Source organism: Monashia sp. HAY1-11D (assembly GCF_056868035.1).
Window position 1 is genome coordinate 3,323,195 of record NZ_CP200320.1, and the last position, 15,682, is coordinate 3,338,876.

Genomic DNA, 15,682 nt, shown 5'->3' on the forward strand with positions numbered 1-15,682 from the left:
CATTGGTTCAAACTCGGACCGTGGTCCGGTTATTCCGCCGTAGGGTGATGGGAGGCCGACGTCCTGTTGAGCCGTCGGACGGGGGCGCGGGACGCCGTACCCTAGACGCGGCCCGCACGCCACCGCGCGCCCGGCGGACTGACGGAGAAGGACGATGCCGAAGACCTATGACGTGCGCACCCACGGGTGCCAGATGAATGTCCACGACAGCGAGCGCCTCGCGGGCCTCCTCGAGACCGCGGGCTACGTCGACCTCGCCAGCCTTCCCGCGGGGGAGCGGCCGGAGGTGGCCGACGTCGTCGTCTTCAACACGTGTGCCGTCCGCGAGAACGCCGACAACAAGCTCTACGGCAACCTCGGGCAGCTGCGCCCCGCCAAGCAGAAGAACCCTGACCTGCAGATCGCCGTCGGCGGGTGCATGGCCCAGAAGGACCGAGGCGCCATCGTCGAACGCGCCCCGTGGGTCGACGTGGTCTTCGGGACCCACAACATCGGCTCGCTGCCGGCACTGCTCGACCGGGCAGCCCACAACCGCAAGGCCCAGGTCGAGATCCTCGAGAGCCTCGAGGTGTTCCCGTCCACCCTCCCCACGCGCCGCGACTCCGCCTACAGCGGTTGGGTGTCGATCTCGGTCGGGTGCAACAACACCTGCACCTTCTGCATCGTGCCGAGCCTGCGGGGCAAGGAGCAGGACCGGCGTCCCGGTGAGATCCTCGCCGAGATCGAGGCACTCGTGGCCCAGGGCGTCGTGGAGGTGACCCTGCTCGGGCAGAACGTCAACACCTACGGCGTCGAGTTCGGGGACCGGCTCGCGTTCGGCAAGCTGCTGCGCGCGTGCGGTGACATCGAGGGCCTCGAACGCGTGCGGTTCACCAGCCCGCACCCGGCCGCCTTCACCGACGACGTCATCTCGGCCATGGCCGAGACGCCGAACGTCATGCCGAGCCTGCACATGCCGCTGCAGTCGGGCTGCGACGACGTGCTGCGCCGGATGCGTCGCTCCTACCGCAGCGCCAGGTTCCTCGGCATCCTCGACCAGGTGCGTGACCGGATCCCCGACGCCGCGATCACCACCGACATCATCGTCGGCTTTCCCGGCGAGACCGAGGCAGACTTCCAGGGCACCCTCGACGTCGTGCGCGAGGCGCGGTTCTCCAGCGCCTTCACCTTCCAGTACTCGATCCGGCCCGGGACCCCGGCGGCGACGATGGAGGGCCAGGTGCCCAAGGAGGTCGTGCAGGAGCGCTTCGACCGGCTCATCGCCCTCCAGGAGGAGGTGTCGTGGGCGGAGAACCGCCGCCTGGAGGGACGGGAGGTCGAGGTCCTCGTCGCGCCGTCCGAGGGGCGCAAGGACTCCGCGACCAAGCGCCTGTCCGGCCGGGCCCGCGACAACCGTCTGGTCCACTTCGCCCTCGCCGGTGGGGCCGAGGTGCCGCGCCCGGGCGACCTCGTCACGGTCGGGGTCACGTACGGGGCGCCCCACCACCTCGTCGCCGACTCGGCCGTCACGGGTGGCGCGTACCGGGTGCGCCGCACGCCGGGTGGCGACGCGTGGGCCGCGCTCCAGGACGCGCCGACCGGCCCGCGCAAGCCGGCTGTGACCCTCGGGATGCCGGGCATCGGACGCCCCGCCGCGACCGCTCCGAGCGCTCCCGCCTGCGCCGCCCCCTGACCTCCGGCCGGTTCGGGCGCGAGCCGGTCGGCGTGCTTGACTTGGGCCCATGACCGTGCGCCCGATCGTCATCAGCGGCGAGCCCGTGCTCCACCGCTCTGCCGCCCTCGTGACCGAGTTCGACGACGACCTGCGGACGCTGGTCGAGGACATGCACGAGACGAACGTCGCGGCCAACGGTGTGGGCCTTGCCGCCCCGCAGGTCGGCGTCGGTCTGCGGGTGTTCGTCTGGAAGATGCCGAACGACGACGGGGTCCCCGAGTCGGGCCACGTCGTCAACCCGACGGTGACCACCTCGAAGGTGCCGCCGGGCCGCCCCGACCCGCACGAGGAGACCGAGGGCTGCCTGTCGGTGCCGGGTGAGTCGTTCCCGCTGCGGCGGGCCGAGCGAGCCCACGTCGTCGGGTTCGACGTCGAGGGCAACCGCGTCGAGTTCGACGCCACGGGCTGGTTCGCCCGCTGCATGCAGCACGAGTACGACCACCTCAACGGCACGCTGTACGTCGACCGCCTGGACGAGCGCCAGTCCAAGAAGGCGAAGAAGGCCGTGCGCCGCAACGGCTGGGGCACGCCGGGGCACTCGTGGATGCCCGGTGTCGACGCCGACCCCTTCGGCCACGACGAGGCCGACCTCGACGCCGAGGGCCACGAGGGCCACGAGGGCCACGAGGTGCACGCAGGCCGCCACGGCGAGCACGACGAGCTGGCGGGGTGACCCGGCCGGCGGACGCGGCCGGTCCCGACGGTGCCCTCGCCGCGCTGCCCGCCGTCGTCGCCGTCGTGGGGGCCACCGCGACCGGCAAGTCCGACCTCGCGCTCGACCTGGCCGAGCGGCTCGAGGGGGAGGTTGTCAACGCGGACGCCATGCAGCTCTACCGCGGCATGGACATCGGTACGGCGAAGCTCGCGCCCGCCGAGCGTCGCGGCATCGCCCATCACCAGCTCGACGTCCTCGATGTGACCGAGGAGGCGAGTGTCGCTGCCTACCAACGGAACTCGCGGGCCGACATCGCGGCCATCCGTGCCCGAGGCCGTCGTCCCCTCCTCGTCGGCGGCTCGGGGCTCTACGTCCGGGCGGCCCTCGACCGGCTCGACATCCCGCCCACCGACCCCGCCGTCCGAGCCCGGCTCGAGGCGGAGGCCGACCGCGAGGGAGGCGAGGCGATGCATGCCCGCCTCCGCGGCGTCGACCCGCAGGCGGCCGCGCGCATCCTGCCTGGGAACGTCCGCCGCGTGGTACGGGCCCTCGAGGTCGTCGAGCTGACCGGCCGACCGTTCAGCGCGTCGCTGCCGGCGCGCGAGCACGTCACTCCGGCAGTCGTTCTCGGGCTTCGCCTCGACCGCGCCGTGCTCGACGAGCGGATCGGCCGTCGCGTCGACCGGATGTGGGACCAGGGCCTGCGCCAGGAGACCGAACATCTGCTCGCAGCGGGGCTTCGCGACGGGTTCACGGCGAGCCGCGCCATCGGGTACAGCCAGGCCATCGCCGTTCTCGACGGCGACCTGTCCGAGGAGCAGGCCCGGCTCGACACCGCCCAGGCGACGCGTCGTTACGCGCGCCGGCAGGCGTCCTGGTTCGGCGCCGACCCGCGCATCGTGTGGCTGGAGGCCGAGGCTCCCGACCTGCTCGACCGCGCCCTCGCCGCAGTCCGGGCCCACGACGCGTCGGTCCCTGCCGTACCGGAGAATGACTGACATGACGCGCTTCACCAAGGGCCACGGCACCGAGAACGACTTCGTCCTCGTTCCCGACCTCGACGGCACCCTCGAGCTCACCCCGGCGCAGGTGCAGCGCATCGCCGACCGTCACGCGGGGCTCGGCGCCGACGGCGTCATCCGTGTCGTGCGCACCCGGTACGCCACCGACGACGCGGTGCGCTCCCAGGCCGACGACGCCGAGTGGTTCATGGACTACCGCAACTCGGACGGGTCCCTCGCGGAGATGTGCGGCAACGGCACCCGCGTCTTCGCCGAGTACCTGCGCCGCGAGGGACTCGCCCACGGCCGGCAGCTGAGCATCGCCACGCGTGCCGGCACCAAGACCATCCGCGTCACCGACACGGGCTACGCGGTCGACCTCGGGCCGTGGCGGCTCTCCGACGAGGAGGGTGCCCGCCGTGACGGTTTCGACGTCATGGTCCGTCCCCGCCACGGCAAGCCGGTCCCGGCGCTGTCGCTCGACCTCGGCAACCCGCATGCCGTCGTCATGCTCCCCGAGGGCATCGACCTCGACCAGCTCGACCTCACCGCCGCTCCCGAGGTCCACCCGGAGCAGCGCGAGGGCGTCAACGTCGAGTTCGTCAGGGCGGTCGGTCCGGGCCACATCGCGATGCGGGTCCACGAGCGTGGGGTCGGCGAGACCCGCTCGTGCGGAACCGGCGCGGCCGCGGCGGCCCTCGCCACGCGCTTCTGGTCCGGGGTCGAGGACGACTCCCCGTGGACCGTCGACGTGCCCGGCGGTCGCCTCACCGTGACGCCGCTGCCGGGCAGTCGGGTCGAGCTCGCGGGACCCGCTCAGCTCGTCGCCGACGGTGAGTTCCCGTTGTGACGCCCTGCGGGCGGTCCTGAGCTGCGACGCACCTCGAGGACGCGGAACGACTTGGCCGACGACAGGCGGCCGCACGTCAGGCCCCAGTCCTGGGCGTTGAGCCACTTCTGCAGCGAGTCCGAGCCGAGGTGCTTCTGGACGACGAGGTGGGCCGCGCCGTCGTCGGTGAGCCGAGGCAGCCAGCGCTCGAGGAGGTCGTGCAGCGCCGCCTTGCCGACGTGGATCGGGGGGTTGGACCAGATCGTGTCGAAGCGCAGGTCGGCCGGGACCTCGTGGGGCTCGCAGAAGGTGACGTTCGCGACGCCGACGGTCGCCGCGTTGCGGCGTGCGAGGTCGAGCGAGCGGCGGTTGACGTCGACCCCCCACACGGTCGCGCCGGGGGAGCGCAGCGCGAGGGTCAGGCCGATGGGCCCCCAGCCGCAGCCGAGGTCGAGGAGCGCACCCGCCGGGCTCGGATCCGGAGCCGCGGCGAGGAGGACCGCGGTGCCCGGGTCGAGACGCTCGGGGGAGTAGACGCCCCGCGCGGTGGTCAGGCGGTACGGCCTGCCCTCCAACGTCACCGCGATGGTGCGCAGGTCCTCGGGGGAGGCCGGCTCGGCGCTGAAGTAGTGGTCGGTCCGCTCGCTCATCACGGCCACCGTAGCGGCAGGGTCCCGGGGCGACACCGGCCGGACCGGTGGCGCCCCGCGCGAGGGGGTATGGGCCGGGTGAGCGCCGGGTGAGGTGGTGCGGGCACAAACGAGTCGCTCGTGGCGTTAATGGGATGGGACCATAGGGAGAACATGACGACGAACCACACGAACCAGCACAGTCGCGGCACCAACCTGTTCGCGACCCGCGCCGAGGCACTGGCCGCCGACCTCGACGAGCGCACCGAGGCGGACCTTCCGCTCTACGACGGTGACCAGCTCGACCGCGAGGAGCGTGCGGCCCTTCGCCGAGTCCAGGGGTTGTCGACCGAGCTCGAGGACGTCACCGAGGTCGAGTACCGGCAGCTTCGTCTCGAGCGCGTCGTGCTCGCCGGTGTCTGGACCGACGGCACGAGCGAGGACGCCGAGAACTCCATCCGCGAGCTCGCCGCGCTGGCCGAGACCGCCGGCTCGACCGTTCTCGCCGGCGTCCTCCAGCGGCGCCAGCGGCCGGACCCCGCCACGTACCTCGGTAAGGGCAAGGCGATCGAGCTGCGCGACATCGTCGTGGCCGAGGGCGCCGACACCGTCATCTGCGACGGCGAGCTGGCCCCGGGTCAGCGTCGTGCCCTCGAGGATGTCGTCAAGGTCAAGGTCATCGACCGCACCGCCCTGATCCTCGACATCTTCGCCCAGCACGCCAAGAGCCGGGAGGGCCGCGCCCAGGTCGAGCTGGCGCAGCTGCAGTACCTCCTGCCGCGCCTGCGCGGCTGGGGCGAGTCGATGTCCCGCCAGGCCGGTGGCCGCGTCGCCGGCGGTGAGGGCATCGGGTCGCGCGGACCCGGTGAGACGAAGATCGAGCTCGACCGCCGCCGGATCAACACCAAGATCGCCAAGCTGCGGCGCGACATCAAGGGCATGAAGACCAGCCGCGACACCCGGCGCCACTCCCGACGCGTGGGGGGCGTGCCCTCGGTCGCGATCGCCGGCTACACCAACGCCGGCAAGAGCTCGCTGCTCAACCGGCTGACCGGCGCCGGCGTGCTGGTCGAGAACCAGCTCTTCGCCACCCTCGACCCGACCGTCCGGCGCGCCGAGACCGAGGACGGCCGCGTCTACACGCTCGCCGACACCGTCGGCTTCGTCCGCAGCCTGCCCCACCAGCTCGTCGAGGCGTTCCGGTCGACGCTCGAGGAGGTGGCCGACGCCGACCTGCTGCTGCACGTCGTGGACGGCTCGCACCCGGACCCGGAGGGCCAGATCAGCGCCGTGCGCGGGGTGCTCGCCGACGTCGGCGGTGACCAGGTCAAGGAGGTCATCGTCGTCAACAAGGCCGACATCGCCGACCCGGAGGTGCTCGACCGGCTGCGCCGCCACGAGAGGCACTGCATCACCGTGTCGGCCCGAACCGGCGCCGGCCTGGCCGAGCTGCGCGACCTCATCGCCGACGAGCTGCCCAGGCCGGACATCGAGGTCGAGGTGCTGGTGCCCTACGAGCGCGGTGACCTCGTCTCCCGCATCCACGAGGGCGCCGAGGTCCTCGCCAGCGAGCACGTCGCGGACGGCACGCGCGTGCGGGCCAAGGTGACGCCCGACCTCGAGGCCGAGCTGTCCGACTACGTCGTCGTCGCGAGCTGACCGACGCCGACGGGAGGACGCGGCGTCGGTGCTGTCGTTGCTGTCGGAGCTGTCGGTGAGGATGGTGGCATGGCCCTCGAGATCCCTTGCCCGTACTGCGGCGCCCAGATGTATGCCGAGCAGGCGCACAACCGCTGCCCCAGGTGCCTGTACATCGAGCCGTGCTGCGACGGCGCGCCACAGGCTGTCTGCGAGACACGGGCGCCCGAACGTCCGGCTCCGTCGCGGTGACGGTGGATGCTCGTGGCACCTGCGTGCCGGCGCTGGTGCAGCCGCCGGCGCCGGGACGTCCGGGTGACCCCTGGATCGTGACGCGGCGTCTCGTCCTGCGCCGCCCGGACGAGGCCGACCTCGAGGACTACGTGCGACTGCACAGCGACCCGCGAACGTACGCGCACGCGCCGCACACCAGACCGAGCCCGGAACGCTGCCGCGAGAGGCTCGAGGACGACCTCCACTCCTGGGAGGCCGACGGCGTCGGGTACGCGGCCGTCGTCGAGCGGTCCTCGGGTGAGGTCGTCGGCTGGGCCGGACTGCGGGTCAAGGACTCCGACGAGACCGAGCTCAACCTCTACTACCGGCTCGCGTACTCCCGGCTCGGTCAGGGACTGGGCCGCGAGGTGTCGCGCGGCATCGTCGCCTGGGGCTTGGAGCACCGCGACGAGCGCGTCACCGCCATGGTCGACCGGGTCAACGGCGCCTCCGCCGCGACGGCCACGGCGGCCGGCCTCGTGCAGAAGGGCACGCGCCTCAACCGCGACGACCCGCCTGGCTCGGAGCCGATGCTGTACTTCGAGGCCCCGGTCGTCGCGGTCGTCGACCCGGCCCGCGTCGACGCCGAGGCTCAGGGACGCCGTCATCGACCTGTGGGTGCACGTCAACGACGCCGGCGGCTCGGTCGGCTTCCTGCCCGGGGCCCCGCGCGAGGCCGTCGCCGCCGCTCTCGACCGGCACCTGGCGGACGTCGGTGCCCAGACGGCACTGCTGTGCACCCTGCATGACCCCGACGGCACGCTGCGGGGGCTCGGTTTCTGGGAGCACTCGCGCGGCTTCCCGTACGAGCACCTCGCCGGCCTCAAGCGGCTCATGGTGGACCCGACGGCGCAGGGTCGCAACCTCGGGCGCATCCTCCTCGGCGGGATGGTCGGCATCGCCCGGCGGTCGCTGCCCGCGGTCGAGCTGCTCAGGCTCGACTACCGCGACGGGCTCGGCCTCGGCGAGTTCTACGCCTCTGCGGGCTGGACGGAGGTCGGGCGTGTGCCGCGCGGGCTCAAGCTGTCCGACACCGACTACCGCGACGACGTCACGATGGCCCGACGCGTCGACGCTGCGCCGCTCACCTGAGGTGGTTCGGTCGCACCGCGGTGGAGTGATCCCTCACGAAAGGCCGACGATGCTTCCGTCCTCGTCCAGGTCGATGCGCTCGGCGTTGGGCGAGCTCGGCAGCCCCGGCATGGTGCGCATGTCGCCGCAGACGGCGTACACGTAGCCGGCGCCGACGGCGGCCCGCACCTCGCGGACCGGCATCCGCCACCCCGTCGGCGCCCCGAGCAGCGTCGGGTCCGACGACAGCGACAGGTGCGTCTTGGCGATGACGACGGGCAGCTCGCCGAAGCCGAGACGCTCGTAGTCGCGCAGGGCCCGGGCAGCCCCTGGGGACAGGTCGATGCCGTCGGCACCGTAGACCTCGCGGGCCACGGTCTCGATCTTGTCCGCGAGCGGCATCTCCAGCGGGTAGAGGACGCGGAACTCGGCCCGCTCGGCGGCCGCGTCGAGCACGCGTCGGGCGAGGTCCTCCGCCCCCGACCCGCCCTCGGCCACATGACGCGTCACGGCGCAGCGGACGCCGAGTCGTCGCAGAACCGGCGCACGACATCGTGCTCGGAGCCGTGGTCCGTGGGGAAGGCGTTGACGGCCACGACCGGCGTCACCCCGAAGCGTCGGACGATGTCGACGTGGGCGCGGAGGTTGGGCAGACCTGCCTCGACGGCCGTCGGGTCCTCGTCGAGCAGGTCCTCGGGCAGGGGCCGCCCGGCGCGGATGCGCCACCGACCTGAGTGCGCCTTGAGGGCCCGCACCGTCGCGACGACGACGGCGGCGTCGGGGGACAGCCCGGCCACCCGGCACTTGACGTCGAAGAAGCGCTCGGCGCCCATGTCCGCGCCGAACCCGGCCTCGGTGACGACGACGTCGGCGCCGCGCATGGCCACGAGGTCCGCGAGCACCGACGAGGTGCCGGTCGCGATGTTGCCGAACGGGCCGCAGTGCACGAGCGCGGGCCCGCCCTCGAGCGTCTGCACGAGGTTGGGCTGCACGGCGTCGCGCAGGATCACCGCCATGGCGCCCGCCGCGCCGAGGTCCTCGGCCGTGACACCCTTGCCCTCGACGGTGTAGCCGACGACGATGCGCCCGAGACGCTCGCGCAGGTCCTGCAGCGATGTCGCGAGGCTGAGCAGCACCATGACCTCGCTCGCGGCCGTGATGTCGAAGCCCGTCTCCCGCGGGACGCCGTCCTCGCGGGCGCCGAGGCCGACGACGACGTTGCGCAGGGCGCGGTCGTCGACGTCGAGGACCCGCCGCCAGGTGATGCGGCGCGGGTCGATCCCGAGCGGGTTGCCGTGGTGCAGGTGGTTGTCGACCATCGCGGCGAGGAGGTTGTGCGCCGCCGTCACGGCGTGGAAGTCACCGGTCAGGTGCAGGTTGAGCCGGTCCATCGGCACGACCTGGCTGTACCCGCCGCCGGCGGCGCCGCCCTTGATGCCGAACGTCGGCCCCATCGAGGGCTGGCGCAGCGTCACGACGGCGCGCGATCCGAGGCGCTCGAGCGCCTGGGCGAGGCCGACCGACGTCGTGGTCTTGCCCTCGCCGAGCGGTGTCGGGGTCATCGCCGTGACGACGACATAGGTCGCCCGACGCCCGGGGACGGGGGTGTCGAGGACGGCGAGGTCGACCTTGGCGACGTCGCGGCCGTACGGCACGACGTGGTGCTCGGCGATGCCGAGGTCGGCCGCCACCTCGAGCATCGGCCGCAGGGTCGCTGCGCGCGCGATGGCGAGGTCGGTGGGCTGGCTCGTGGTCATGTCTCGATCAAACTCCGCTATGACGCGTCCGGCGACGAAGTGCCGTGAACCTCACGCTGTCCGTCGCGACTCCTCAGTGGGACCGGCAGGCTGGGGACGGGGGCGGCACCGTGTCGGTGGTGCCCCATAGGGTGGGTCGGTGGCCCCTCGACCTTCGATCGACGACCTCCTCCACGCCGCGGTGTCGAGGGTCGGTGGTGTCGAGCGGCCCGGCCAGCTGGCCATGGCACGGGCCGTCGGCGACGCCGTGGACAAGGGTGAGCACCTGCTCGTGCAGGCCGGCACCGGCACCGGCAAGTCGCTCGCCTACCTCGTGCCTGCGGTGGCCCATGCTTTCCGGTCCGGCAAACCTGCCGTCGTCGCCACCGCGACCCTCGCCCTGCAGGCCCAGATCGTCGACCGCGACATGCCGCGCGTCGCCGAGGCGCTCGCCCCGGTCCTCGGTCGCCGCCCGACGTACGCGCTCGTCAAGGGCCGCCGCAACTACGTCTGCCTCAACAAGCTCGAGGGCGGCTTCCCCGACGACGAGGACGGGCTGCTGTCGGTGTCGCAGGTCGACGCCGGCGTCGGTCGGCTCGGCGCCGAGGTGGTTCGCCTGCGGGACTGGGCCGGTCACACCGAGTCCGGTGACCGCGACGAGCTCGTCCCCGGTGTCTCGGAGCGGGCCTGGCGCCAGGTGTCGGTGTCGGCCCACGAGTGTCTCGGCGGCAAGTGCCCCTTCGTCACCGAGTGCTTCGTCGAACGCGCCCGCGAGGCCGCCAAGGACGTCGACGTCGTCGTGACCAACCACTCGTTCATGGCCATCGACTCCTTCGAAGGCCGCCAGATGCTGCCCGAGCACGACGTCCTCGTCGTCGACGAGGCGCATGAGCTCGTCGACCGCGTCACGGCCACCATCACCGACGAGCTGACCGGCTCGATGGTGGCCACGGCCGCCAAGCGAGCCGGTCGGATGTCCGACAACACCGACGCCCTGACCGAGGCCGGCGAGCTGCTCGCCGCGTCGCTCGAGCGCGTCGAGGAGGGCCGGATGCTCGGGATCCCCGACGCCGTCGGCCTCGCCCTGGCCCGGGTCCGCGACGCCGCGCGCCAGGTGCAGAGCGACCTCAAGCCACCCCCCGGCACCGAGGTCGACGGTGCGCGCCAGGTGGCGCGCGCCGCCGTCGACGAGGTCCACGAGAACGCCGAGCGGATCCTCGAGGAGCGCGAGCTCGACGTCGTCTGGCTCTCCCACGACCAGCGCCGGGGCCCGGTGCTGCGCGTCGCGCCGATGAGCGTCGCGATGCTGGTGCGCGACAAGGTGTTCGACGCGCGCACGGTGGTCCTCACGTCCGCCACGCTCGAGCTCGGCGGCAGCTTCGACGCGGTCGCCGGCACCATCGGCCTGCGCGGTGACGGCGCCCCCGCCTGGCGGGGCCTCGACGTCGGCAGCCCCTTCGACTACCCCAAGCAGGCGATCGCCTACGTCGCCACGCACCTGCCGCCGCCCGGCCGCGACGGCACCAGCGATGCCGCCCTGGACGAGATCGAGGAGCTGGTCCGCGCCGCAGGTGGTCGCACGCTGGGCCTCTTCTCGTCGACGCGCGCGGCACAGAACGCCGCCGAGGTCATGCGCGCCCGTCTCGGCGACGACTACCCGGTCCTGTGCCAGGGCGAGGACCAGATCACGACGCTCGTGCGGCAGTTCGCGCGCAGCCCCCGCACCTGCCTCTTCGGGACGCTGACCCTGTGGCAGGGCGTCGACGTGCCCGGCTCCTCGTGCCAGCTCGTCATCATCGACCGCATCCCGTTCCCGCGGCCGGACGACCCCCTCGCCTCGGCGCGGTCGCAGGCGATCGCCCGGATGGGCGGCAACGGCTTCATGGCCGTCTCGGCGACGCACGCCGCGCTCCGCCTGGCCCAGGGCGCCGGACGCCTCGTGCGCCGCTCCGACGACCGCGGCGTCGTCGCGTTCCTCGACTCGCGGATGATGACGGCCCGGTACGCCGGGTTCCTCCAGCGCTCCCTGCCGCCGTTCTACCCGACGACGGACAAGCAGATGGTCCTCGCCGCGCTCGGCCGACTCGACCAGACCGCGCCCGAACCGCTCCCCGTCGAGGAGCCGGCGCTGCGATCGCTGACCGGCACGCGCTCGGAGGAGGACGGCAGCGAGCACCCGCGCCCGGTCGCGCCCCCGCCGCCCTCCGCGCCCGGCAGCCGGAGCGCCGTGACGTCCGGCCATGCGTGGAGCGACGAGCAGGACGCCGAGCTGCGCGACGCCGCCGAGTCCGGGATGCTCCTCGACGAGCTCGTCGAGCACTTCGAGCTGCCCGGTGAGACCATCGCGGCGCGTGCCGAGCAGCTCGGTCTCAGCCTCGCGACCGGCCAGCTGTTCGACTGACGGGGCACCGAGGCGTCGGCCGATGCGTGCAGGACGACGACCACGAAGGCGGGACGTGGACGGCGACCGGCACGACACCCGCCTTCGTGGCCTGATGGTGGTCGTCATCGTGGACGGTCAGCGCCCTGCCCGCCCCTGACTGAGGTGTCGGCCGCCCGTGGCACCCTAGGGCCATGAGCGACACCGGCGTCCCGCCCCTCGTGCTCGTGAGCGGTCCCGAGGAGGTCCTCGTCGAGCGGGCGGTGGCCTCCTTCGTCGCGGCCGCGCGCTCGGTCGACGCAGAGGTGGTCCGCCTCGACGCCGCCACCTACGAGGGTGGGCAGCTGCGCGTGCACGCCAGCCCCTCGCTCTTCGGCGGCGCCACGTGCATCGTCGTGCGCGACGTGCACGACGCGCCCGACGAGCTCCAGCTCGACCTGCTCGACCTGCTCGCGGCGCCCGAGCCGGAGGTCAGCCTCGTCGTCGCCCACGGGGGAGGACCCCGCGCCAAGAAGGTCCTCGACACGATGAAGAAGCAGGGAGCCCGGGTCGTCGAGTGCCCGGCCGTCAAGTCCGACCGCGACAAGTCCGACTTCGTCACCAAGGAGTTCGCGGCCGCCCGCCGTCGCATCACGGGCGAGGCCGTGCGGGCGCTCGTCGAGGCCGTCGGCAAGGACGTGCGCGAGCTGGCAGCCGCATGCGCCCAGCTCGTCTCCGACACCGAGGGCACGGTCGACGACAGCGTCGTCGACACGTACTACGGGGGCAAGGTCGAGGCCACCGGCTTCCGCGTGGCCGATGCCGCCGTGGCCGGGCAGGCCGGGGAGGCGCTGCGGCTGCTGCGTCACGCCATCGCCAGCGGGGTCGACCCCGTGCCCATCGTCGCGGTCATCGCCTCGCAGCTGCGCCAGCTCGTCAAGGTGGGCGCGGCCGGGCGGGGCAGCTCCGCGCAGCTGGCCAAGAGCCTCGGGATGGCGCCGTGGCAGGTCGACAAGGCGCGTCGGGTGGTCGGCCACTGGAGTGCGGACGGCCTGGCCACCGCGATCCTGGCGGTCGCCGCGGCGGACCACGAGGTCAAGGGCGGTGGCCGCGACCCCGTCTACGCCGTCGAGCGCGCGATCCTGACGATCGCCGGTGCCCGTGGCGGACGCTGAGCGGTCCTCGTCGCGACGGGGTCGGGGCACGGTGGCCGACGGGCTCGCCGACGACCCGGGACGGCCGGCTGACCTGCCCTGACCAGCCCCTGACCAGCCCCTGACCAGCCCATCCGGGGTTGCGGCGCCGGTTTGGAGGGGGCGTGCGGCGCTGGTACCTTTGGTCCTTGCGTGCGCGCTCAGGTCGTGCGCGCATGCAGGCTCCACCCAGAGCCGTTCACGCAGGGTGCCCCACGCCCGGTCCCGAACGGCTTTGCCGCCCTCTAACGGCAGAATCCGACCGAACGAAAGAACATCTCGTGGCAAACATCAAGTCGCAGCTCAAGCGGATCAAGACGAACGAGAAGCGCACCGAGCGCAACAAGGCCGTCAAGTCCGAGCTTCGCACGTGGGTCCGCAAGTTCCGCGAGGCTGCTGCCTCCGGTGACAAGGACGCCGCCGACGCCGCCCTCAAGGCCGCCAGCCGCAAGCTGGACAAGGCCGTGAGCAAGGGCGTCATCCACCAGAACCAGGCCGCCAACCGCAAGTCGGCCATGGCCAAGAAGGCCGCGTCCCTCTGACGCTCGGCCGCCTTGCCTGAACGGGCCCGTCACCCTCGGTGACGGGCCCGCTTCCTGTTCAGAGCCGCCGCTCAGCCGAGGTGCGCCCGCACGGCGGCGACAACCTCCTCGTAGCGCTCGCGCGGCAGGACCGCGCCCTCGCGCCGCACGGCGTCCGGGTCCACCCGGATGAGGCGGTTGACGCGCACCTCGCTCGGGCGACGCCGTCCGTCCCAGGCGCCGGTGCCGATGTCGACCCACTCACGCCCGGCCCGGCGTTCCTGCTCCTCGTCGAGGTCGTGGTCCCTGCTCGTCAGCTGGAGGCCGACGAGCCAGCGGCCCTCCCGGCCGATGAGCAGGACGGGCCGGTCCTTGCCCTCGCGGTGGTCCTCCTCGAACGGCACCCACGTCCACACGATCTCGCCCGGGTCGGGACGGCCGTCGGGCCGCGGGGCGTAGGTCGTGTCGGGCAGCTGCGTCGCATCGCCCGGGTAGTCGCCGGGCGCCGCGACCGCCCGGGCGCCGGGGGCCCCTGGCCGTCGCGTCGTGCTGGGCGTCGTGCTGGACGTCGTGCTGGGCGTGCGCGACGGGACGGACGGGGCGGATCCCGACGCCCGGGACGGGCCGCGCAGGAGGTGGAGGAGGCGACGGACGACGCCGGCGGGTCGAGCGGACATGGGAATCACCGTAGCCACGGCGCCGTTATCGTGTGGGTCAGAGCCCGGGTCGACGGCGATCCGCACGAGCCACACGCACCAGCCGACCGCATCCACCCCCGGAGTCGTCCTTGAGCCCCGCCCGTCGCCGCACCGCCCTTGCCATCCTCGCGCTGTCCGTGGGCGGCTTCGCCATCGGCACGACCGAGTTCGTGACCATGGGCCTGCTGCCCCAGATCGCCGCGGGCACCGGCGTCGACATCGCGACCGCCGGTCACTACGTGTCGGCCTACGCGCTGGGCGTCGTCGTCGGCGCTCCGCTCATCGCCGTCATCGCGGCCAAGGCGCCGCGCAAGGGCCTGCTCATGGGTCTCATGGCCTTCTTCGCCGTCGCCCACCTGGCCGTCGTCGTCGCGAACACCTACCCGACCGTCATGGCCGCCCGGTTCCTCGCCGGCATGCCGCACGGCGCGTTCTTCGGCATCGGATCGGTCGTCGCGGCGTCACTGGTCTCGCACGAACGTCGCACCGCAGCCGTGGCGACCATCCTGGGCGGGCTCGGCGTGGCCAACGTCGTCGGCGTGCCGCTCGCGACCGTCCTCGGCCAGCGGCTCTCGTGGCACGCGCCGTACCTGGCGGTCGGGATCATCGCGGCGGTCACGGTCGTTGCGGTCGGCCTGTTCCTGCCGCGGCAGAGCTCGAGCGGTGAGGAGTCGATGCGTCGTGAGCTGAGGGCCCTGACCCGGCTGCAGGTCTGGCTGGCCCTCCTCGTCGGCGTCGTGGGCTTCGGCGGCATGTTCGCCATGTACTCCTTCATCACCCCGACGATGACCGACCTCGCCGGACTGGACGAGCGCCAGATCCCCTGGGTCCTCGCTGCGTACGGGACCGGCATGGTCGTCGGCATGGCTCTGTCCGGGCGCGTCGGGAAGCGGTTCGGGGTCCTGCGCGGCATCGTCGTGTCCCTGTCGCTCATCGCCGTGCTGCTGGCCGCCTTCGGTCCGGCCGCCCACGTCCTGTGGCTCGCGGTGAGCATGGTGTTCCTCCTCGGGCTGCTGCCCTCGGTGCTCGTACCCCTGCTGCAGACCCGGCTCATGGACGTCGCGCACGAGGGACAGTCGCTCGCCGCGGCGCTCAACCACTCGACGCTCAACACCGCGAACGCGCTCGGGGCCTGGCTCGGGTCGGTCGTCCTCGCGGCCGGGTTCGGCTACGGCGCCCCGAGCCTCGTCGGTGCGGTACTGGCGGTCCTCGGCGTCGGCATCGCCGCGACGTCCCTCGTCCTGGAGCGGCGCCCGACGGCCGGCGCGCGCACCGGGACGCCGGATGCGTCGCCCAGGTGGGACGCGTCGGACACCTCGGACGGCCCGGTCACCGCGTCGACGCGCTGACGCCGGCGCTGACCGT

General features: G+C 73.0%; 12 protein-coding genes and 1 pseudogene. 10 read left to right on the forward strand and 3 right to left on the reverse strand.

Features of this window, described 5'->3' with window-relative positions; genetic code table 11:
- Window positions 1-154 precede the first annotated feature (154 nt).
- From miaB to dapF, 4 genes are read left to right on the forward strand one after another with little or no spacing between them, the layout of a single operon-like run.
- A complete protein-coding gene (miaB, locus tag AC1VM9_RS15350; RefSeq protein WP_483123234.1) occupies window positions 155-1,672 on the forward strand; it encodes a tRNA (N6-isopentenyl adenosine(37)-C2)-methylthiotransferase MiaB in 1,518 nt (505 codons plus the stop codon).
- A 49-nt stretch (window positions 1,673-1,721) separates the two neighbouring features.
- Complete coding sequence (gene def, locus AC1VM9_RS15355) at window positions 1,722-2,387, forward strand: peptide deformylase (protein ID WP_481346333.1); 666 nt, start codon at window positions 1,722-1,724, stop codon at window positions 2,385-2,387.
- On the forward strand, window positions 2,384-3,367 hold the full coding sequence (miaA, locus tag AC1VM9_RS15360) for a tRNA (adenosine(37)-N6)-dimethylallyltransferase MiaA (protein ID WP_481342002.1): 984 nt from the start codon (window positions 2,384-2,386) through the stop codon (window positions 3,365-3,367). The genes def and miaA overlap by 4 nt, the downstream gene beginning before the upstream one ends.
- Window position 3,368: 1 nt before the next feature.
- The gene (gene dapF, locus AC1VM9_RS15365) at window positions 3,369-4,220 is read left to right on the forward strand and encodes a diaminopimelate epimerase (RefSeq protein WP_483123235.1); all 852 of its coding nucleotides are present in this window, start codon (window positions 3,369-3,371) and stop codon (window positions 4,218-4,220) included.
- Here the strand turns inward: dapF and AC1VM9_RS15370 are convergent.
- Window positions 4,187-4,849, reverse strand: coding sequence for a class I SAM-dependent methyltransferase (locus AC1VM9_RS15370; RefSeq protein WP_481341646.1), 663 nt, complete (start codon window positions 4,847-4,849; stop codon window positions 4,187-4,189). The two genes, dapF and AC1VM9_RS15370, sit on opposite strands and share 34 nt — an antisense overlap.
- A 153-nt stretch (window positions 4,850-5,002) precedes the next feature.
- On the opposite strand from AC1VM9_RS15370, the gene hflX reads away from it, so the two are divergent.
- Together hflX and AC1VM9_RS15380 are read left to right on the forward strand one after the other, a co-directional pair.
- On the forward strand, window positions 5,003-6,487 hold the full coding sequence (gene hflX, locus AC1VM9_RS15375) for a GTPase HflX (protein ID WP_481341645.1): 1,485 nt from the start codon (window positions 5,003-5,005) through the stop codon (window positions 6,485-6,487).
- A 308-nt stretch (window positions 6,488-6,795) separates the two neighbouring features.
- Complete coding sequence (locus AC1VM9_RS15380) at window positions 6,796-7,488, forward strand: GNAT family N-acetyltransferase (protein WP_483123237.1); 693 nt, start codon at window positions 6,796-6,798, stop codon at window positions 7,486-7,488.
- 376 nt (window positions 7,489-7,864) lie between these two features.
- Here AC1VM9_RS15380 and AC1VM9_RS15385 read toward each other — a convergent pair.
- Window positions 7,865-9,567, reverse strand: a pseudogene (locus AC1VM9_RS15385) (formate--tetrahydrofolate ligase).
- Between the two features lie 139 nt (window positions 9,568-9,706).
- Here AC1VM9_RS15385 and AC1VM9_RS15390 point away from each other — a divergent pair.
- From AC1VM9_RS15390 to rpsT, 3 genes are all read left to right on the forward strand, one after another.
- Window positions 9,707-11,947, forward strand: coding sequence for an ATP-dependent DNA helicase (locus AC1VM9_RS15390; RefSeq protein WP_481347363.1), 2,241 nt, complete (start codon window positions 9,707-9,709; stop codon window positions 11,945-11,947).
- Window positions 11,948-12,120: 173 nt separating this feature from the next.
- On the forward strand, window positions 12,121-13,080 hold the full coding sequence (gene holA, locus AC1VM9_RS15395) for a DNA polymerase III subunit delta (protein WP_481341641.1): 960 nt from the start codon (window positions 12,121-12,123) through the stop codon (window positions 13,078-13,080).
- A gap of 299 nt (window positions 13,081-13,379) precedes the next feature.
- On the forward strand, window positions 13,380-13,640 hold the full coding sequence (gene rpsT, locus AC1VM9_RS15400; protein WP_076261025.1) for a 30S ribosomal protein S20: 261 nt from the start codon (window positions 13,380-13,382) through the stop codon (window positions 13,638-13,640).
- A 71-nt stretch (window positions 13,641-13,711) separates the two neighbouring features.
- Here the strand turns inward: rpsT and AC1VM9_RS15405 are convergent, their stop codons facing one another.
- Entirely contained in the window at window positions 13,712-14,296 is a 585-nt protein-coding gene (locus AC1VM9_RS15405) for a type II toxin-antitoxin system PemK/MazF family toxin (RefSeq protein WP_483123239.1), read from the reverse strand.
- 110 nt (window positions 14,297-14,406) lie between these two features.
- Here AC1VM9_RS15405 and AC1VM9_RS15410 point away from each other — a divergent pair, with 110 nt between their 5' ends.
- A complete protein-coding gene (locus AC1VM9_RS15410; RefSeq protein WP_483123241.1) occupies window positions 14,407-15,666 on the forward strand; it encodes an MFS transporter in 1,260 nt (419 codons plus the stop codon).
- The last annotated feature ends 16 nt before the right edge of the window (window positions 15,667-15,682 follow it).